Below are 16,629 nucleotides of genomic sequence, written 5' to 3'. Positions count from 1 at the left end.
TGGTCGGCTCGAACGAGCTCGATAACCCTTTACTTACCATACCGGCCACTCGTCGGCCCGGGAGCCGAACCGCTGGGCAGGCGCGTCGTTAACCAAGCGGACTAGCTCAGTGAGGTTGCGTACATGACACCGATCCTGTCCTCTTGGAGCCGCCCAGCCCCGGCTACAGCTCGCCTTCCAAAGAATCTGCGTCAGCGCGTTCTCGTGGTCGAAGATGAGTTGATCATCGGCGAGATTGCGGCTGAAGCCCTGACCGAGGCCGGCTTCGAGGTACTTACCGCTGCGAGTGCCGAGGAAGCCGAGATGATCTTGGCCGATGTTTCCGTGGACGTCCTCTTTACCGACATCAATCTCGGCGGCCGGGACGGGTTTGAGCTGGCGGCATCAGCTTTGACGCTCCAACCGCTTCTGTCGGTTGTCTTTACGTCCGGCCGCCCCCGCGCCTGTCACGGGATGTGTGCGTCTGCGGGTGTTCCGTTTCTGCCGAAGCCTTATCGGCTGCCGGAGATGATCGAGATGATCGAGCGGGTGGTGAAGCGCAATCCCCAGTGAGGCGGCATTGGCTTAGATCAGCCGTTAGCTGGGGTGCTCACCAGACGAGGCTTGGTCTGAGCCCTGGCTTTGAGAAGTAAGCCTTTGATGTGCTGCTTGACCTCAGGCTCGTCGACCGCGAGCCGCGCTGCGATGTCACTGGTCGGGACCCCCGCCGCTAAAAGCCGGAGAACAAGTGCTTCCTGCACCGACAGCGTAGGCCGTTGCCGCCTTGTATTCTCATTGGCGGCGGGATCGACATCCCGTTCAACCGGCCATTCTGTTCTCTTCGCCCCCATAAGCCCCCCTTGGCGTCGGAATATCATCCCAGCCATGTACTTGATTATAGGGGAACAGACTTTGCCGAGGAGCTCAAATAGTTTGAATTCTGCCGCAGCCCGCGCCTCATAGGGGGTATTGTTTAGCAGGCAATGAAAAGAGAGGTTGCTTTACCCGACCAGGGCCCACTGGCCGCCCATCGGCAGGTTCACGGTGAGCTTCTCGTGGGCGTAGAATAGGGTTTTCGACTCCTGATCGACCCAGCCATCGTCGTTGGACCAGAACTCACCGGCATCGTTGACAATCGCCCAGGTGGTTTTGTCCTGCTGTGCCTCCTGATGAACGCTAATCCGCTGGAACTCGACGGGCGCATTGTCCCTGAGCCAGTTCAGGATCGATTGGTGATAGGGACTGCCTCCCTGGGCCTTGCTGAAGACATGGGTCCAGGCCTCGGCATCGCCGGCGAACACGCCCATGCCATCGTCGCGCTCGAGCCGGGCTGTCTCGGTCTCCTCGTTGCATTCCGAAATGCGCCATCCTTCCTTCTCGGCCTGGTGCAGATCGGGCAGAGCGCTCCAGTCCGCACTGGGGGCCGTCGCGGGCGTAGGGCCTGCCTCGGGCTTTGCTGGCGCTGGGGTCACCTCGATGCCTTCGCTCAGGCAGAGTTCCTCCCAGCCGCCGTAGCGCTCGATACGATCATCCTGACCTTCGACCTGCAGAACAAAGGCCTCATCGTGATCGTCTTGGGCCGAGAGCAGTGACCATCCCGCAGCCTGGGCCGCAGCCTCATAGGAGCTCGCGTCCGTCTGCCCTTCAGTGAAGAGGGTCCAGTCTTCCTTGAACGCTTCCTGCCCGGCGCCATAGGTATAGACGCTGACGCCCTCGTCCTGACGCTTGATGAGGATCGTAAGCCCGTCGGCTTGATCCGTGATCTGGTCGCCGGTCTTGGGAAGGGACGCTTCGAGGCTGAGTACGGTGTCTGTCGGCATGGATGACCTGTTGTTCAAGCAGCTTGCGGAAGGGGTTCGAAGAAGAAGGGAGCGCCGGTTTCGGCATCATCACGGGCCTGCCGTGTGACGGCGCACCGGATGTTATGCAGGGCAGGGAAGAACGACCCGTCCTCTGGCCATCTGCGGCCGTTCGGAGCAATGAGGGCGAAGCCATGGCCCTTGGCATCGACTTCGACGTCAAAGCCGTCGGGCACCATGCCTTTGGTGCGCTCCTTCAGACCTTCAGGCTTGCCATGATCGGAACAGGTGCCATCGCTCCATTGACCGTTCCCTTCGATGATGAGGGCTGCATTGTAGGGATCGGTCTTGAGTTTCTTCATCGCGAGAAGCGCACCAGTGGCTGGCTGCGGGCCGTCCTCGCCTGGCTCGGGGAGCCGGTAGGTGGTCGCCGGGATCGGCAGCTTACCCTTGTGCTGTTTCCTGCGCTCCGTAAGCAGCGCCATGAAGGTTTCCTCGGACGATCCCTTTCGGCTGGAGCAACCCGACATGAATCCGGTCTCGCTGATGAAGGGCTTGCCCGGATCGATAGCGTAGAAGCACATCCAGCGATCCGGCGTGCAGATCGCCCGAATGCCATCGATCTCGAGGATGCAACGGGTCTTATCCTCGACAGCCTCTGGGCGGTCAGCCCACGGCTTTGTCTCGGTATCTCCGGAAGGAGCTTTGACAGGGTTCCTGTAGGAGAACACTGCGTCCTTGACGGCTTCTTTAACAGCCTCAGGCATCGTTGGATGCGGAGCAAACAATGCGTCGAAGTCGAACGCCATCTGGCGGGCGCCTAGAGTGTTTCGGGGCATGAGCTGAAGCCCCTACCAGGAGCCTCGGGTGACCACGCGGCGAGCCACATCGATCCATTCGTCGTCGCCATATCCGTGATAGCCACCGATGACCTTGGCGCCGGCGGGTGCAGTGGCGTCCCTTTCAAGTATGACAATCTTGTCGCCGTAGCGGTTGAGCAGACGTTCCTCGTAGAACACGGACGTCTCGCCCTGAGTGACACTCATGCGATGGCGCTCAATCCTGACCTTGGACGGATCGAAATCCGGAAGCGGGCGCTTCGTGTCATTGATGACCTCGACCCAAGCCTCGGTTGCGGTAAACCTGCCAATGATCGTGCCCGCCTCATCCTTGATCGTATGGCGTCCATCCGCACTGGTGAGGGCATCGCGCTTGTGGGAGAGGCCGCGAGCGTTGAGGGCCTCGTCTAGAGTCGGTTCTCCGGTCAACTCAACCATCAGACCATCACCGTCCTGCCTGACCCGGAATTTGAATCCTTCATGTTGAAACTCAGCCCAAGGATTGTCAGCCGTCAGTCCCCGGGCGCTGAACATCGTCTGAGCGGCTTTCTCGCGGACGATTTCGCGCCCTTGTGGGCCGAGGCGGCCGTGGAGTTTCGCCCGCAACGTCAGGAGCGGGTTATCGGACCGACCCGTGATGTGTTCTCGAAACCTTTCTTTCCTTCTTGACTGGAATGCTTTGGTCGATCGGGGCGGGATTAATGCTCGAAGACCGGAAGTACGTTCGGGTCCGGATCTGCCTCGTTGTCGTAGAGGACATAGTCGGCGCCGAGTTCACGGGCCTTCTTCATCGCTTCGACAATTTCGAGCGGGCACTTCGGATAAGCCTTGAGGTCAGCTTCGTGTGGGGCGTAGATGAGCCAACCGTGCTGGGTGACGCCGCCCGAGAACGGAAGCTCGTCGTTGTCGAGCGTGTTCAGATGGGTGATCGTCTCGGGCCGGAGATGTGCGGTGGACAGATCCAAGAAGGCGCGCAGCGGGTATTCCACCGCTGGCTTGAATACAGCGTCGGTCATAAGAATTTCCTGGGGTTTTGAATTGTCACTCTCGGCCAATTAAGGCTTACAGAGATGCAGACCTTCGCTGAAGAATGCTCAACTCAGCGGAAATGAAAAGGCGAGGGGTCTTCTCCAACCACTCGCCTGATCGGCAGGTTGTCTAATTCGCCCATCGGGTAAATGTTCATGGCGTAGATCTGCGCCGCGGCATCCCGCTCCGGTGGATCGTTCGGGAAAACGAGCGAAGCGGGAATGGCATTGGAGATGCTGCCGCCACGGGTCGCGGCGGCAATATGGAGCATGTTATTGTGTCCAGACGCTCAGAGCGAGCTCCCTTAGGGCCCATCGATATGAGCGCCACTGCCTGGGATCTGAAGCCGTGCTCCCGGTCAGCTGGCCGCTGGCCCGGAGCGAAACCGCCATTGTTGGGGGCGGGGTAAATCAGGTGCGGGAGGCGGATCTCACTAGATGATCCGGCCTTGTCCCTATCCTATCGAGCGTTGACGCGAGTCGGTTGAGTTCGCTTAATCGTGGCCTCAACCTTATCGAGTTTGTCCTCGATCTTATCCAATTTTGCCAGGATTTGGGTCAGAATGTCGGGCACGACCCGGTTGTAGTCCACGTTCTCCCGCGAAGCCTTCGCGGCGGCCTTTGTTGCATCAATCAATTCTCGGATATCTGCTCGAGATAGGTTGGCACTGTCAGAGGCCGACGGGCCGGACTGAGCTTGTGCTTGAGCCGTGAGAGCAATGAGGCAAATTCCGATCCCGATCGCAAGGCGCATGATCAAATCCCTGAAGTTGATGACACACAGCAAGTGTTGTCCTGGAATGCGCTAGGTCAAGCCCATCGCGGATTGAGTGCCGATCAATTTTGGATATGGTAGTTGGAGAACCCAGCTTTCAGAACTGCTCTGGGATGATTGAGCGTGTTCTCATGCATCTGCGGCTTCTTCCTGATCGGAATTCGCTTGGGAGGGTGGGCGGCGCGGCCCTTAGGCGGCGACCTGCTCCTCGCATGGGATGAACACGTAGTTGGCCGTGACCAGGACGCCGTACTGGGCGAGTTCCTCGATGAAGCGGTCGAGCCCTTCGGTCTGCTCGGCCGTCGCGGGCGAGGCGATCGGCTCGCCGTCGCCATCGAGGGAGTACCAGTCCTCGCCGTTGATCTGGTACTCGCGGGAGCCGTGATCGATGTAGAGAGCGTCGATCAGGTGGATCTCGTCCGGGCCTTCCCAGCCGAAGGCGCCCTCGTCGTCATTGCCGAACCGGGCTGCACCGGCGATCTCGAGCCGGAGCTTCTTGCAGATGTAGGCGAGGTGCTGTGCCAGGCGCTCATGGAGGTCACGGGCAAACGCTGTCTTGCAGGCGATAGCCTGGGCCCGAAGCTGGATGCGAATGCCGGACAGAACCGTGAATTGCTCGAGGGTGTCCATCGCCTTGCTCCTTCTTGGGGATTTTTCCAATCATCTCTTCACAATCCCAATCGAGAATTGAGATGAGCCGGGATCAGGGCGATGGGGTTTGAAAATGTGAGCATTAGAAAACCCGCCCCTTATGAGGGCGGGTTGGCGGGTCAGGCGGAGAACCCCGGCAGATCGACATGGTAAGGGGCCGGGTCATTGCAGACGAAGCCGCCACCCGGAAGTTTCCCGTCCTCCATGTACCGCTTGTGCTGCCTTTTGCAGCGGTCTCTCAGGGTGCGGCTATAACCGATGGCCTCAAAGAACGAATTTGGATTGTCGTGATCGACTAGCGTTCCATTTGCCTCAAGGAAGGCGTTCTGGATCTCGTGCTTGAGCACGTCCCCACCAAAGATCTGCTCATAGATCTTGGCCTGGATGTCGGCCTCGACCTGTTCCTGATCCTTGGCCGTATAGCCATGGATCAGGCACTGGCGGCGGAAGCTATCGAGGGTTCGTAGCTCCCCGATAGTCTTTGTCTTGATCCGATGCACGGTCCCTTTGGGATCGAGCACATAATAGGTGGACTTGAAGTGATCGGCCATGGTGGCACTGTATCACTGCAGAACGACGGATACGCCCTGGGTTTCCAGCGCCTCAATGACGCGGATAACTCCATCGAGGATAGCCGTCTGGTCGCTGGTCCAGAACTCAAACATCAGCCAAGTCGAGCTTTCGCCCTGCAGGAACCAGCAGGTGTCGACGAAGCGCTTCCCGTCCTCATGGCGGGTGAACCCATGTGGCGCCGCGCCAAGGTAGCGGAAGGCGGTGGCCCGGAACGTCTCGACGAAGGCAACCTCTTCTTCGTCGCTGTCGTTCATGTGGAGCTCAAGGAGCCAGCCCTTGCCGGGGAAGTCCGTGTGGAGCTTCAGGGAGTAGCGGCTCGCGTCCATCGTGAGGATCCTTTCGGGGATTTGTCCGATCATCTGTTTGCGGCAATGATCCCGAAATCGAAGACCTCCTACGTGCTATGGGAAAGCGGCTATCTGGATTGCTGATTGGCGCGGCGCTTGGACTGGATCTCCTTGACGATCATGGGATGGAAAATCCAGCGTCCCGTGCTGGAGACCGGAACAAGGATGCTTTGGCGGGAGAGGGCAGTGGCCCACGCCTGAATTGCGAATTCTGGAAATTCGAATTGAACCAAGCTTTCTCGCAGTGCAGCCGCCTGGTCTTCGGAGATGCGACTGAAACGGAAATTGATCCAGCCTCGATCCTTGAGCTTCCGAAGCGCCTCCTTGACAGTGATATGGGCGGATCTTCCAACAACAGCCTGTTCGATCACGCCGGAGACGATGGTTGCCTGCCAGTCCCGTGGCGGGACCTTAAAGCAACCCGATCCGGGGACATCGTGACCAATAGCCCTCTCCGTGCCATCGCTCTCGATGCGGCCTACCGCCAAGCACGCATTGCGGGAGGTTCGATGGCTCTCGAGAGCCGCTCGATAGGCCTTCACAAGAGGAGATACCTGTCGGGAGAGTGTGTCGGCTAGCCGGCGCCGACGGGTTTCAAGTTCCCGCTGCCCTTCCCGGGTTCTCGGATTGTGGATCCATTTGCGCGGGGCGGCGTGGAGGATGGCATCTTCGAGCCCCTCCCGCGAGATGTCGCGGGGCAGTCTGGATAGATCGACCTCAATGGCGCTGATGTCCATATCGACGATTTGCGCGATCTTGGCAGGCCCGCATTCATGGGTGACGGCAAACTCGACGATCAGGTCTCTGTTTCCCTTTCGAACGACGACGTCGGGAATGATCTCGCCCAGGCGGTTCTCCAAGACGGCGGCGTCAAATTCGTAGGACTTCCCTTCGAAGCCTACCCACCGCTCCGAACCGTCCCAAAGGTCCAGGGTCGGCAGGAAGAGCTGTAGCTTCTGTTCCAGAACCTCCTTGGCGAATTTGTGCAGGGCGGTTTCCGGTCCAGTGTTGCAGGGCCGCCCGTCTTCAGTGCCCTGGTGACCGAAATGGTGGTGTTGGACTTCTCCCTTCCGGGCCACGAGGGGAGCCCCGCAGCCGGGACAGATGCACTCGCAGGCTGTCCCTCGAGGGACCTCAGAGAGGTGAGCGATGGAGCCGTCCGGCCTCTGGCCGAGGACGAGGCTTTCCTGCCCGTCGTGGCAAGCGAAGCTGCTAAGGAGTGATGCCTCCATCACCGCAACCGTCCGTTTGAACTAATCCGGATCATAGCACAGGCTGACCCAGCGGGATCCTGCAGGCAGGGTCCTGACGATCAATGGTGGGTGGCAGAATAGTGGAACGTCAGTTCGGCATGAGGGCTTTTTGCGGAGTACCCGATGATGTCGCATCCGGTCTTGGATCTGACTGGGCCCGGAGCGCGAAGGATGATCTGGCTTCCCTGCTCCATACCGATCACCTGATAGGGGGCAGGGGCGCAGCCGGATTTGAACGCGAATGCGGTGCCGACGATCCGGTTTCCTTCGTAGTCCCTTCGAAAAGGACTGCCCCCTCCTTGACCCCTGCCGCTGCGAGGCTGGCCTTTGGCTTGGAATAGGTTGCTTTGATTTTGTCCCCGACGACAAACCAGTCGATGACCGACAGGTTGTGCTCATAGATATAGAGCTCGCCGGCAGAGGTGGGGCGTATCGCAATCGCGCTCAGAGTGGCTCCGAGCAGTGCGCTCATGAGGAGTGGCTTATGGCATTTCGGCAACATAGCAGGTAATCCGAGAGCGGAATCGATCGAGCATTGGTAGCCCCCATACCAGAATTCAAATGAGAATAGCGATGAGACGTTTTGGAATCCTGGTCGCAGGGTTAGCCGTGTCAGTATCGGCTTATGCGGCCGAACATACCCCGGCTGAGCGAGGTGAGATTTGTCGTGCCGCTATTGGCGGTGTGATGGGCAGAAAGCCATCGATTATGAAAGCCCAGGCCGAAGGCGAAGTTTCCGTCATTACCTACAATCGGCCTTCCGATGGCAAGCTTTGGAGCTATCGGTGTCGCCTCGAAGGCAACCGTGTGATCTGGGCCACCGAAACCGGGCGCTGGCGAACCGATCCGCTCGATAGCGTCGTGACATTTGAGGTTCTCGACAAGGGCAAGCGGGTCCGGATCGTCGAGCGGCACGAGGATGGATCTCAAAACGAGTATTCCTATCACCGGAGCGAGTTGCGCTGATTTAGGCCGCCTTCAGAACATTCCCTTCGGCCTCGGCAATCCGGGCCCAGAGGTCGATGTCCGGTTTCGGCGCCTCTGTCGCCGTGATGATGGCGGTACCATCCTGAAGGGCCTCGAAGGTCGTTCCGAGGCTTTCGAGCAGGGCGGGCGTTTTCCAGATCACGGAAATCTCGTCGACGGTCATGTCGCACATGCCGCCGCGGCCGCTGTTGTCGTAGATCATCGTGATCTTCGGCGTCATCAGGATCGAGTAATAGAAGCAGGATCGGATGATGACGTTTGGCTCCTTAGTCCGGCTCGGGTGACCGGCCATGAAGAAGGGGTCGAACTGATCGCCATTGTAAGCGCGGATCAGGAGGCGACCGACATCCGTCATCGGATCGCGAGGGAGGTCCTGCGGATGGGAGGCGGGAGCATCGGTCATTTCGAGCCTTTCGGGGTTTCTCAAATCATCGGATCGATGGGATGATTTTAAGGGAACTGAAGAAAGTCCGGATCGTAATTGGTCGAATTTCCAGAGGTTTGACGATACGCTCATAAAAAGAGGCCCCTGGTTGGAGCCTCTTTGCGTTCGTCTAGGGCCGGGCCGATTAGTACGTGCAGACGTAGCGATAGCCGTTGTTTGCCATGAACGTCCCCGTGACCGGGTCGTACGAACGGTACTTGCGGGCACAGTAGGCCGCGAGTTGCGGGTCCTGCGTACCGGGAGGCGGCGGCGGAGCCGCCTGTGCCTGGTTGGCGATCGCGCCAGCGACCAGAGCGCCAGCGGCGAGGCCAAGGACGCCAGCAGCAACCGCACCGCCGTTTCCGCCGCGGCGGTAATAGCGCGGGCCATTATAATAGCGGGGGCCGCCGTAGTAGCGGCGGTATTGGGTGTAGCTCTCACCCGGGTACTGCTTGGTGATCTCTGGCATCTTGGCGCGGGGTGCTGCAATCGCCTGAGACATAGGAGCCGCCAGGACAGAGGCGGCGAGAACGAGAGAAGTTAGCTTACGCATGATCGTCTGATTGACCTTTACCAGTGAGGTCCAAACGGGTCCGGCATGGTGACAGCCGTTCCGTTTGGCGCCTCGGTTTATAGGGCAGATTATCGAGGGGCTGAACTAAATCGTGGATGAACAAAATGCCTGCGGGGGATTACAAATTCGTAATCCGGATGATGGCTGGGTTTCCTGACGTGAGTATAAAGAATCTAAGACGGCAAACCTGACTGTCTGATAGAGTGTGGTGGTGGGGGTCTTCTGTACCTGATGGGAGGTGCGGGATGACCAGACTCTCAGGGCGCCAGCCGCCGGAGCGCGAGCGGGTGCTGCGTCCCGCCTGTCGGCTGTGTCCGGCCTGCAAAGCCCCGATGCGCATCCGCTACGAGAACCATCGCTCCCTTGTGACGCTGACCGGATCGATCCGCTTGCGGCTCAAGATCCGCTGGTGCGAGACCCTCGGCTGCGCCCGCTATCACAAGCCCTACCGGCCCGAGGTCGAGGGGGCCCTGGCCTTGCCCCAGCACGAGTTCGGCCTGGACATCATCGCCCTCGTCGGGGCCTTGCGCCAACGCGAGCATCGCAGCGTGCCCGAGATCCACGCGGTGCTCACCACCCGCGGCGTGGCGATTGCCGAGCGCAGTGTCACCAACCTGCTCGACCGCTACGATGAGCTGCTCGCCACAAGGCTGCTGGAGCGCCGCCCGCTGCAGAGGCTCCTGGCCCGGCAGGGGCGGGTCATTCTGGCGTTGGATGGCGTGCAGCCGGATGTCGGCCATGAGGTGCTGTGGGTGATCCGCGACTGCCTCTCGGGGATCATCGTGCTCGCCCGCAGCCTGCTCTCCGGCCGGGCCCAGGATCTGGCGGGGCTGCTGCGCGAGGCGGTGGCCGCCGTGGGCGTGCCGGTCGCGGGCGTGATCAGCGACGGTCAGACCTCCATTCGCCAGGCCGTCGCCCAGGTGCTGCCGGGCGTGCCGCATCAGCTGTGTCAGTTCCATTTCCTGCGCGAGGCGGCGCATCCGATCTTCGAGGCCGACCGGCATGCCAAGAAGGAACTCAAGAAGCAGGTGCGCGGCATCCGCGGGATCGTGCGCGCTGTGGAGGAGCGGGAAGATCCCGAAGCGGCGATCGTGCAGGGGTATTGTGCGGCCGTGCGCAGCGCGATCACCGATGATGGTCGGGCCCCGCTTTCCGCCTCGGGCCTCAAACTGAAGCGACGATTGGAGACGGTGGCCGGCTTGTGGCCGGACGTGGCGTACGCCTACCGGTTCGTGCACGCCGTGGCGCATTGGCTTGGCAATCCGCACGAGGAGAGTGCGGCGATGGTGCGGCGGCGGGTGAACGGGGTGCTGGGTGCGATGCAGCGGCAGCGCAACAAGGCCGGCACGCTGGCCGAGGCCTTCGATCATTTCCAGAAGGTCACGCGCAGCGATCGCCCTGGCCTGTTCCACACCTATGCGGTGCCGGACCTGCCGCGCACCAACAACGATCTCGAACAGCTGTTCGGCTCCCAGCGCTATCACGAGCGGCGCGCCACCGGCCGCAAGACGGCAGCCCCTGGTGCGGTTCTGCGCGGCCCGGTCCGGCTGCTCGCCGCTACCGCGACGCGCGTGCAGGCTCCGACAGCTCGCGACTTGGGCGTCGCGAACCGAGAGCACTGGAGAAGCTTGCGCCAGCGTCTGGAGAGAGGCCGCCGCGCGCGAACTCTGCGCACCCGGTTTCGACACGATCCCGCCGCTTACCTGGCGGCTCTCGAACAGCAGGCCTGCCAGTTAACTTTGCCGTCCTAGTTTTTTTGACCAGGCGGTTCTCGAGGGTGAGATCGGCCACCACCTCCTTGAGGGCGACAGCCTCCCGGCGCAGGCCCCTGACCTCGTCCGAGGTGGCCTCCCGGGCCGTGTCGCCGGCCAGGCGCTTCTTGCCGGCTTCCAGGAACTCCTTGGACCAGCGGTAATACCCGTTGGGCGAAATGCCCTCGCGCCGGCAAAGCTCGGCGATGCTGTCCTCGCCGCGCAGCCCTTCCAGCACGATGCGGATCTTCTCCTCGGCGGAGTAGTGCTTGCGGGTGGCGCGGCGGATCTCCTTGACCACCGTCTCAGCCGGCTCTTTCTCCGGCCTGTGCTTCTGTCTCATCGTCATGTCCTCATGGGCTACGATGAACCAGAACCTCTCCCTTCCTCAACTCACCCGATCTGTCTCATGAGTGCTGACGGCGGACAGCCGCAGCCTGATCCGAAGCCCCCGGATCCCGGCCAGCTTGAGAAAAGCCACCTTAACCAAGGTGGCTTTTCTTTTGTACAAATTTGTAAAACACCGAGCCGGTTGAGAACTTCTTGGTTTCGCTTCGTCGAATGGAACTGATTAACTACCGGCCGCTCCACGCAGGCTTACGCTTGGCGAGGAACGCGCTGACGCCTTCATGGAAATCCGCACTGCCATAGCAATCGCGGATCAGGTCGTCCCCTTCGAGCACGCCGGACGCAATCACCCGCCGGATTGCCTCTTTACTGACCCGCATTGTAATGGGTGCGTTTCGAGTCAGCCGGACAACCCATTCGGCCGTTCTATCATCGATGCTTCCTGCCTCAACAATCTCTGTCACGAAGCCGGCTTCCCGAGCTTCGGCGGCGGACAGAAGGGTTCCTCCAAGGATCATGCGCTTGACACGGCCGATCCCGAACTCTGCAACAAGGCGGGCGTAGCTGCTCATGGATAGGCAGTTCCCCAGGGTCCGTGCGATGGGAACACCGAATGATGCAGCGGGTGTTGCAATGCGCAAGTCGCAGCACGCCGCAATCGCAAGCCCTCCTCCGACGCACCAGCCATCAACGACGGCAAGGGTGGGACAGGGCAGCCGGTCGAGGCTCGTCAGGAATCTTTCCATGCGGCGTTCATATTCGACGCCATCATCACCGGTTCGGAACTCGGTAAATTGCTGGATGTCGGTCCCAGCCACGAAGGATCCACCAGTTCCCCGGAAGGTCGCGACGCGGATAGCAGAATCGGCTCCAATGCGCCCGCATATGGACGCGAGTTGCTCATACATCGCCCACGTCATGGCGTTGCGCGCCTCGGGACGATCAAAGGTTACGTGAGCGACCGGGCCTTCCCGCCTAAGGTGAACGTTGCCACTCATGGGCCGAACGCTCCCTGCTCACGCAGAGCCTGAATGCGGCCGGTATCGTATCCGAGCTCAGCCAGCACGGCCTCCGTGTGTTGCCCTAGGAGCGGGGGCGGGTAGCGCACTTGTTGAGGCGTTCCGCCCATCTTCACGGGAAATCCTAGAGCCTTGATCGCTCCCTCCACTGGATGATCCATCTCCATCACCATGTCTCGCGCGCTCGCCTGCTTGCTCTGTAGTGCCTGCGCATAATCATAGATCGGTGCGGCTGGAATGCCCGCTGCCAGGAAGGCATCCGTCCATTCGTCCCTCGATCGTTCTTTCAGGTTCTTCTCGATCTCTCGGATCAGTTCCTCACGATGCTGGAGCCGATCGGTGTTGGTCAGAAAACGCCTGTCTTCGACGAGATCTGGACGCCCGATGACCTCGCACAGGCTTACCCAGAGTTTCTGGTTGGCCGCCCCGATAACAAGGTAACCGTCGGAGGCGCGCACAGCCTGGTACGGCGCGCTCATGCGGTTAGCACTCCCGATCGGGCCGGGCACCCGTCCGGTGCCCCAATACTCCGCCGTTTCCCAGATCGACAGGCTCAGGGCCGTCTCGAACAAAGAGGCGTCGATGAATTGCCCCTCCCCAGTCTGCTCACGCCCGATGACGGCGCTGAGGATGCCGTAGAGCGCCAGCAGTCCGGACCCAAGGTCGGCAACCGGAATACTGTTCTTCACCGGCGGCAGCCCCGGATAGCCCGTTCCACTCATCACGCCGCTCATAGCTTGTGCAATCAGGTCGAAGCCCGGGCGTTGGGCCCAGGGGCCTGTTTGCCCAAAGCCTGAGATGCTCGCATATACGAGGCGCGGGTTGATCTCCCGTAATGTCGGATAGTCGATCTTCAATCTCGCGGTGACGCCTGGCCGGTAGTTCTCGACAAGGATGTCGGCCGTGCGAACGAGATCGTAGAACACGTCGCGTCCGGCTTCGCTCTTCAGGTCGATCTCAATGCTGCGCTTGTTCCTGTTCAGCGCGAGAAAGCCACCGCTGTCGGCCCCCTTTAGGCGGAAGCCCATGGCTCGTCGTGTCTGATCGCCGGTTCCCGGAGGCTCAACCTTGACTACGTTTGCGCCCATATCGCCGAGGAGCATGCAACAAAACGGCCCAGCCATGACTTGGCTGACGTCGAGAACCTTGAGCTGCGCAAGCGGGAGGGTCATTCGGAGGGTCCTTCTTCATCCTACGAGAGCAGGTTCCGGGCGAATCAATCGCCCTTCTGACTTGTTGTTGACCGTGTCTTGCATCGAACAAGGCTTCCTACCTGGCCAAATGCCACCAAATCGCACTCGTTCAGTCAGACGTTCAATTGATCCTCTGCCCCGTCTCCGGATTAAAGAGGTGCACCAGCTTAGGATCCGGCATGAGGGGGATCTGCTGGCCGGGCTGAGCGTCGACGCGCTCGCGGAACACGCCGACCACGTCGGCGCCGCCGAACTTGGCGAAGACCTGCGTCTCCGAGCCGGTCGGCTCGACCACCGCCACCTCGGCCGGCAGGCCGTTGGTGTCGTCGAGAATGAAGTGCTCGGGCCGGATGCCGTAGATGATCGGCTGCCCGTCCGAGGCCGCCGGGGCATTGGCCACCGGCAGGCTGGTGCCGCTCGCGGTGACGAAGCGCCCGCCCTGCAGGTGGCCTTTGAGGAAGTTCATCGCCGGCGAGCCGATGAAGCCGGCCACGAACAGGTTGGCCGGGCGGTCGTAGAGCTCGAGCGGCGCCCCGACCTGCTCGACCACGCCGTCGTGCATCACCACGATCTTGTCGGCCATGGTCATGGCCTCGATCTGGTCGTGGGTGACGTAGATGGTGGTGGTCTTCAGGCGCTGGTGCAGGGCCTTGATCTCGGTGCGCATGGCCACGCGCAGCTTGGCGTCGAGGTTGGACAGGGGCTCGTCGAACAGGAACACCTGCGGGTCGCGCACGATGGCCCGGCCCATCGCGACGCGCTGGCGCTGGCCGCCCGAGAGCTGGCGCGGGTAGCGGTCGAGCAGCTTGTTGAGCCCCAGGATCTCGGCGGCGCGGTCGACGCGGGCCTTGATCTCGGCTTTCGGCGCCTTCTTGAGCTTGAGCGAGAAGGCCATGTTGTCGGCGACCGTCATATGCGGGTAGAGGGCGTAGTTCTGGAACACCATGGCGATGTCGCGCTCTTTCGGCGGCATGTCGTTGACCACCTTCGGGCCGATGCGCAGCTCGCCGCCCGAGACGCTCTCCAGCCCGGCGATCATGCGCAGCAGGGTCGACTTGCCGCAGCCCGACGGGCCCACCAGGATCACGAACTCCCCGTCCTGGATGTCGATCGACACCCCGTGAATGACCGGGACCGTGCCGAAATTCTTGCGGATGTTGCGGATCTCAACTGAGGCCATTTCTGTATACCTTCCGATCGTGTCCAGACGCCGGCTAAGGCGCTTATCGCCCAACACCAAAGCTGATGCCCGTTGAGATGAATCGCTGGAGCAGAACGAAGAGCGATATCAGTGGGAGCGTCGCGATCACTGCACCGGTCATCAGGAGCGACCACTCGGTTCCCTCGCTTGATTGCAGCACAGCAAGACCAAGCTGGATGGTCTTGATATGATCACTGTTCGTGATGATGAGCGGCCACATGAAGTCGGACCAGGCAAACTGAAAGCTGAAGACGCCAAGCGTCGTCAGGGCCGGAATCGCCATCGGCAGCGTGATGCGCCAGTAGATGCCAAATTCACTGGCGCCATCGATCCGGGCGGCGTCCTCGAGCTCAGATGACATATTAAGAAAGAACTGGCGGAGGAAGAAGATCGAATAGCCACTCACGATGCCCGGAAGGATCAGACCCTTGAAGCTGTCAAGCCAGCCGGTCCCACCCATGCCGAGCCAGTCGTTTCCCCCTGCCAGTGGCATGTGCTTCATGATCACGAAAAGGGGGATGACCAGCACCTCGTGAGGAATCATGACGGTGGCGAGGATGGCGAAGAAGATTGCGTCTCGTCCGGGGAAGCGATAGCGGGCCAGCACGAAGGCTGCCATGCTGGAGAGGAGCAGCTGCAGGAATGTTCGGACGGTCGCATAGATCAGGGTGTTCCAGAACAGCAGGCCCATTTTCATGCGGGGATCTGACCAGATCCGGGCAAAGTTGTCCCAGCGGATCGTCTCCGGAAAAATGTGAGGCGGATAAGTGTAGATCTCCGGCTCAGACCGCAACGCGATCGAGATCATCCAGAAAAACGGGAACAGCATGACGAGCGCAATGACAGTGGCTGGCAGGTAGAACCCGAACCAATCCTTTAGAAGCCTTCGGACTGCCGGGCGTACGCTCAACTCCACACGACCGTCACGTGTGAGTTCGCTGGTAAAAGCTGTCGGATTTGCGGTCATGTGTGACTATCCGTAGATCTCTTTGCGGGCGACAAGCCGTAGGTTCACCATCGACACGGCCACCAGGATGACAAACAAGGCAAGTGCCATCGCAGAAGCGTAGCCAACCTCAAGATGAACAAATGCAGTCCTGTAGATCTGGTGTACGATGGTCGTGGTCGAGTTGTTCGGCCCCCCGCCCGTCATGACAAAGACCTGCGAGAACACCTGGAACGACGCGATGATCGAGGTGATTGTCACATAGACGGTCGAAGGTGCCAGCAGCGGCAGCGTAATGTACCGGAAGCTGCTGGTCGATCCGGCACCGTCAAGGGAGGCTGCCTCATAGAGCTCGCGGGGGATCGACTGAAGTCCGGCAAGGAAGATCACCATATTGAAGCCAAGCCCTTTCCAGATGCTCATAACGATGACGCTGGGCATTGCCCACGTGCTGCTGCTGAGCCACTGCTTCGGCGCGAAGCCGAGCAGCGCCAGAAGATAATTGAACAGACCGGTCGTCTCCGAATAGAACAACATCCAGACAAGAGCTGTCGTGACAAGCGGCGCAACGACTGGAGCATAATAGACGGTGCGGAAGAAGCCGACGCCCGGTAGCCTGCGATTTATGAATAGAGCAAGCAGAAGTGACAGGGCCATGCCGACCGGAACAGTCACAATCGTGTAATAGGCTGTGTTCAGTACCGCGGTCCAGAATACATCGTCGTCCAGAAGGTCCTCATAGTTGAGCAGACCAATCCATTTGGGTGACCCAAGAATGTCGTAGCTCGTAAAACTCAGGTAGACGACGAGTAGGATCGGGAACACCACGAAGAAGGTCAGCCAAGCCAACGGCAAGCCAAGGAAGACAGATCCAAGGATGATCTTCTGCCGATTCAGGCCCATCATTCACTCCTGGCAGGAACGGTGTGGGGCGGCGCGACC

General features: G+C 60.5%; 23 protein-coding genes and 1 pseudogene. 4 read left to right on the top strand and 20 right to left on the bottom strand.

Annotation, left to right across the window (positions count from 1 at the left end):
* Nucleotides 1-123: 123 nt before the first annotated feature.
* Nucleotides 124-552, top strand: coding sequence for a response regulator (locus U0023_RS35065; protein ID WP_009492174.1), 429 nt, complete (start codon nucleotides 124-126; stop codon nucleotides 550-552).
* A 17-nt stretch (nucleotides 553-569) separates the two neighbouring features.
* Here the strand turns inward: U0023_RS35065 and U0023_RS35890 are convergent, their stop codons facing one another.
* The 4 genes from U0023_RS35890 to U0023_RS35050 all read right to left on the bottom strand — a co-directional run bounded on the left by U0023_RS35890 (nucleotide 570) and on the right by U0023_RS35050 (nucleotide 3,055).
* On the bottom strand, nucleotides 570-830 hold the full coding sequence (locus U0023_RS35890) for a LuxR C-terminal-related transcriptional regulator (protein ID WP_009492173.1): 261 nt from the start codon (nucleotides 828-830) through the stop codon (nucleotides 570-572).
* A 150-nt stretch (nucleotides 831-980) separates the two neighbouring features.
* Nucleotides 981-1,799 carry a hypothetical protein gene (locus U0023_RS35060; protein ID WP_009492172.1) on the bottom strand — a complete coding sequence of 273 codons (819 nt, stop codon included), beginning with the start codon at nucleotides 1,797-1,799 and terminating at the stop codon, nucleotides 981-983.
* Between the two features lie 14 nt (nucleotides 1,800-1,813).
* Nucleotides 1,814-2,617: a hypothetical protein gene (locus U0023_RS35055; RefSeq protein WP_154661237.1), complete on the bottom strand. Its 804-nt coding sequence runs from the start codon at nucleotides 2,615-2,617 to the stop codon at nucleotides 1,814-1,816.
* Nucleotides 2,618-2,629: 12 nt separating this feature from the next.
* The gene (locus tag U0023_RS35050; RefSeq protein ID WP_154661236.1) at nucleotides 2,630-3,055 is read right to left on the bottom strand and encodes a hypothetical protein; all 426 of its coding nucleotides are present in this window, start codon (nucleotides 3,053-3,055) and stop codon (nucleotides 2,630-2,632) included.
* Between the two features lie 42 nt (nucleotides 3,056-3,097).
* Here U0023_RS35050 and U0023_RS35045 point away from each other — a divergent pair, with 42 nt between their 5' ends.
* Nucleotides 3,098-3,286 carry a hypothetical protein gene (locus tag U0023_RS35045; RefSeq protein ID WP_154661235.1) on the top strand — a complete coding sequence of 63 codons (189 nt, stop codon included), beginning with the start codon at nucleotides 3,098-3,100 and terminating at the stop codon, nucleotides 3,284-3,286.
* Nucleotides 3,287-3,315: 29 nt separating this feature from the next.
* Here U0023_RS35045 and U0023_RS35040 read toward each other — a convergent pair whose 3' ends face one another.
* The 8 genes from U0023_RS35040 to U0023_RS35005 form a co-directional block, all read right to left on the bottom strand.
* The gene (locus tag U0023_RS35040; RefSeq protein ID WP_009492169.1) at nucleotides 3,316-3,633 is read right to left on the bottom strand and encodes a DUF5983 family protein; all 318 of its coding nucleotides are present in this window, start codon (nucleotides 3,631-3,633) and stop codon (nucleotides 3,316-3,318) included.
* A gap of 83 nt (nucleotides 3,634-3,716) precedes the next feature.
* A complete protein-coding gene (locus U0023_RS35035) occupies nucleotides 3,717-3,917 on the bottom strand; it encodes a hypothetical protein (protein WP_009492168.1) in 201 nt (66 codons plus the stop codon).
* A 188-nt stretch (nucleotides 3,918-4,105) separates the two neighbouring features.
* Nucleotides 4,106-4,399: a hypothetical protein gene (locus U0023_RS35030; protein ID WP_009492167.1), complete on the bottom strand. Its 294-nt coding sequence runs from the start codon at nucleotides 4,397-4,399 to the stop codon at nucleotides 4,106-4,108.
* Between the two features lie 210 nt (nucleotides 4,400-4,609).
* Nucleotides 4,610-5,050 carry a hypothetical protein gene (locus U0023_RS35025; RefSeq protein ID WP_009492166.1) on the bottom strand — a complete coding sequence of 147 codons (441 nt, stop codon included), beginning with the start codon at nucleotides 5,048-5,050 and terminating at the stop codon, nucleotides 4,610-4,612.
* Between the two features lie 140 nt (nucleotides 5,051-5,190).
* Complete coding sequence (locus U0023_RS35020; protein WP_009492165.1) at nucleotides 5,191-5,622, bottom strand: hypothetical protein; 432 nt, start codon at nucleotides 5,620-5,622, stop codon at nucleotides 5,191-5,193.
* 12 nt (nucleotides 5,623-5,634) lie between these two features.
* Complete coding sequence (locus tag U0023_RS35015; RefSeq protein ID WP_009492164.1) at nucleotides 5,635-5,970, bottom strand: hypothetical protein; 336 nt, start codon at nucleotides 5,968-5,970, stop codon at nucleotides 5,635-5,637.
* Between the two features lie 89 nt (nucleotides 5,971-6,059).
* Nucleotides 6,060-7,070: a hypothetical protein gene (locus tag U0023_RS35010; protein ID WP_154661234.1), complete on the bottom strand. Its 1,011-nt coding sequence runs from the start codon at nucleotides 7,068-7,070 to the stop codon at nucleotides 6,060-6,062.
* 373 nt (nucleotides 7,071-7,443) lie between these two features.
* Nucleotides 7,444-7,716, bottom strand: coding sequence for a hypothetical protein (locus tag U0023_RS35005; RefSeq protein ID WP_154661233.1), 273 nt, complete (start codon nucleotides 7,714-7,716; stop codon nucleotides 7,444-7,446).
* A gap of 101 nt (nucleotides 7,717-7,817) precedes the next feature.
* Between U0023_RS35005 and U0023_RS35000 the strand changes: the two genes are divergently transcribed.
* Nucleotides 7,818-8,210 (top strand): hypothetical protein, encoded by a 393-nt coding sequence (locus U0023_RS35000; RefSeq protein WP_009492161.1) that lies wholly within the window; start codon nucleotides 7,818-7,820, stop codon nucleotides 8,208-8,210.
* A gap of 1 nt (nucleotide 8,211) precedes the next feature.
* Here the strand turns inward: U0023_RS35000 and U0023_RS34995 are convergent, their stop codons facing one another.
* Both U0023_RS34995 and U0023_RS34990 read right to left on the bottom strand, forming a co-directional pair.
* On the bottom strand, nucleotides 8,212-8,634 hold the full coding sequence (locus U0023_RS34995) for a hypothetical protein (protein WP_009492160.1): 423 nt from the start codon (nucleotides 8,632-8,634) through the stop codon (nucleotides 8,212-8,214).
* 166 nt (nucleotides 8,635-8,800) lie between these two features.
* Complete coding sequence (locus tag U0023_RS34990) at nucleotides 8,801-9,208, bottom strand: BA14K family protein (RefSeq protein WP_040639214.1); 408 nt, start codon at nucleotides 9,206-9,208, stop codon at nucleotides 8,801-8,803.
* A 353-nt stretch (nucleotides 9,209-9,561) separates the two neighbouring features.
* Here U0023_RS34990 and U0023_RS34985 point away from each other — a divergent pair, with 353 nt between their 5' ends.
* Entirely contained in the window at nucleotides 9,562-10,980 is a 1,419-nt protein-coding gene (locus U0023_RS34985; RefSeq protein ID WP_040639222.1) for a transposase, read from the top strand.
* Here the strand turns inward: U0023_RS34985 and U0023_RS34980 are convergent.
* The 6 genes and pseudogenes from U0023_RS34980 to U0023_RS34955 all read right to left on the bottom strand — a co-directional run.
* Nucleotides 10,925-11,323, bottom strand: a pseudogene (locus U0023_RS34980) (transposase); the annotation flags it as partial. The gene U0023_RS34985 and the pseudogene U0023_RS34980 sit on opposite strands and share 56 nt — an antisense overlap.
* Nucleotides 11,324-11,555: 232 nt before the next feature.
* Complete coding sequence (locus U0023_RS34975) at nucleotides 11,556-12,326, bottom strand: enoyl-CoA hydratase/isomerase family protein (RefSeq protein WP_009492156.1); 771 nt, start codon at nucleotides 12,324-12,326, stop codon at nucleotides 11,556-11,558.
* A complete protein-coding gene (locus U0023_RS34970; protein ID WP_009492155.1) occupies nucleotides 12,323-13,519 on the bottom strand; it encodes a CaiB/BaiF CoA transferase family protein in 1,197 nt (398 codons plus the stop codon). The genes U0023_RS34975 and U0023_RS34970 overlap by 4 nt, the downstream gene beginning before the upstream one ends.
* A gap of 142 nt (nucleotides 13,520-13,661) precedes the next feature.
* Nucleotides 13,662-14,720, bottom strand: a complete 1,059-nt coding sequence (locus U0023_RS34965; protein ID WP_322883891.1) for an ABC transporter ATP-binding protein — start codon at nucleotides 14,718-14,720, stop codon at nucleotides 13,662-13,664.
* 43 nt (nucleotides 14,721-14,763) lie between these two features.
* A complete protein-coding gene (locus U0023_RS34960; RefSeq protein WP_009762988.1) occupies nucleotides 14,764-15,708 on the bottom strand; it encodes a carbohydrate ABC transporter permease in 945 nt (314 codons plus the stop codon).
* Between the two features lie 6 nt (nucleotides 15,709-15,714).
* Nucleotides 15,715-16,593 carry a carbohydrate ABC transporter permease gene (locus U0023_RS34955; RefSeq protein WP_210161015.1) on the bottom strand — a complete coding sequence of 293 codons (879 nt, stop codon included), beginning with the start codon at nucleotides 16,591-16,593 and terminating at the stop codon, nucleotides 15,715-15,717.
* Between the last annotated feature and the right edge of the window lie 36 nt (nucleotides 16,594-16,629).

The organism is Microvirga lotononidis (genome assembly GCF_034627025.1).
In the GTDB taxonomy this organism is placed as follows: Bacteria; Pseudomonadota; Alphaproteobacteria; order Rhizobiales; family Beijerinckiaceae; genus Microvirga; species Microvirga lotononidis.
Note: the sequence above shows the minus strand (reverse complement) of the source record. Positions and strands in the feature narration are given on the sequence as shown.

Excerpts from the sequence above, each read along its gene's own strand:
- U0023_RS34960 (WP_009762988.1), bottom strand. The coding sequence starts at position 15,708 with ATGACCGCAAATCCGACAGCTTTTACCAGCGAACTCACACGTGACGGT.
- U0023_RS35065 (WP_009492174.1), top strand. The coding sequence starts at position 124 with ATGACACCGATCCTGTCCTCTTGGAGCCGCCCAGCCCCGGCTACAGCT.
- U0023_RS35050 (WP_154661236.1), bottom strand. The coding sequence starts at position 3,055 with ATGGTTGAGTTGACCGGAGAACCGACTCTAGACGAGGCCCTCAACGCT.
- U0023_RS34965 (WP_322883891.1), bottom strand. The coding sequence starts at position 14,720 with ATGGCCTCAGTTGAGATCCGCAACATCCGCAAGAATTTCGGCACGGTC.
- U0023_RS35055 (WP_154661237.1), bottom strand. The coding sequence starts at position 2,617 with ATGCCCCGAAACACTCTAGGCGCCCGCCAGATGGCGTTCGACTTCGAC.
- U0023_RS35040 (WP_009492169.1), bottom strand. The coding sequence starts at position 3,633 with ATGACCGACGCTGTATTCAAGCCAGCGGTGGAATACCCGCTGCGCGCC.
- U0023_RS35005 (WP_154661233.1), bottom strand. The coding sequence starts at position 7,716 with ATGAGCGCACTGCTCGGAGCCACTCTGAGCGCGATTGCGATACGCCCC.
- U0023_RS35045 (WP_154661235.1), top strand. The coding sequence starts at position 3,098 with ATGTTGAAACTCAGCCCAAGGATTGTCAGCCGTCAGTCCCCGGGCGCT.
- U0023_RS35060 (WP_009492172.1), bottom strand. The coding sequence starts at position 1,799 with ATGCCGACAGACACCGTACTCAGCCTCGAAGCGTCCCTTCCCAAGACC.
- U0023_RS34985 (WP_040639222.1), top strand. The coding sequence starts at position 9,562 with ATGCGCATCCGCTACGAGAACCATCGCTCCCTTGTGACGCTGACCGGA.
- U0023_RS35035 (WP_009492168.1), bottom strand. The coding sequence starts at position 3,917 with ATGCTCCATATTGCCGCCGCGACCCGTGGCGGCAGCATCTCCAATGCC.
- U0023_RS35025 (WP_009492166.1), bottom strand. The coding sequence starts at position 5,050 with ATGGACACCCTCGAGCAATTCACGGTTCTGTCCGGCATTCGCATCCAG.
- U0023_RS35015 (WP_009492164.1), bottom strand. The coding sequence starts at position 5,970 with ATGGACGCGAGCCGCTACTCCCTGAAGCTCCACACGGACTTCCCCGGC.
- U0023_RS35020 (WP_009492165.1), bottom strand. The coding sequence starts at position 5,622 with ATGGCCGATCACTTCAAGTCCACCTATTATGTGCTCGATCCCAAAGGG.
- U0023_RS34990 (WP_040639214.1), bottom strand. The coding sequence starts at position 9,208 with ATGCGTAAGCTAACTTCTCTCGTTCTCGCCGCCTCTGTCCTGGCGGCT.
- U0023_RS34970 (WP_009492155.1), bottom strand. The coding sequence starts at position 13,519 with ATGACCCTCCCGCTTGCGCAGCTCAAGGTTCTCGACGTCAGCCAAGTC.
- U0023_RS34995 (WP_009492160.1), bottom strand. The coding sequence starts at position 8,634 with ATGACCGATGCTCCCGCCTCCCATCCGCAGGACCTCCCTCGCGATCCG.
- U0023_RS34975 (WP_009492156.1), bottom strand. The coding sequence starts at position 12,326 with ATGAGTGGCAACGTTCACCTTAGGCGGGAAGGCCCGGTCGCTCACGTA.
- U0023_RS35030 (WP_009492167.1), bottom strand. The coding sequence starts at position 4,399 with ATGCGCCTTGCGATCGGGATCGGAATTTGCCTCATTGCTCTCACGGCT.
- U0023_RS34955 (WP_210161015.1), bottom strand. The coding sequence starts at position 16,593 with ATGATGGGCCTGAATCGGCAGAAGATCATCCTTGGATCTGTCTTCCTT.
- U0023_RS35890 (WP_009492173.1), bottom strand. The coding sequence starts at position 830 with ATGGGGGCGAAGAGAACAGAATGGCCGGTTGAACGGGATGTCGATCCC.
- U0023_RS35000 (WP_009492161.1), top strand. The coding sequence starts at position 7,818 with ATGAGACGTTTTGGAATCCTGGTCGCAGGGTTAGCCGTGTCAGTATCG.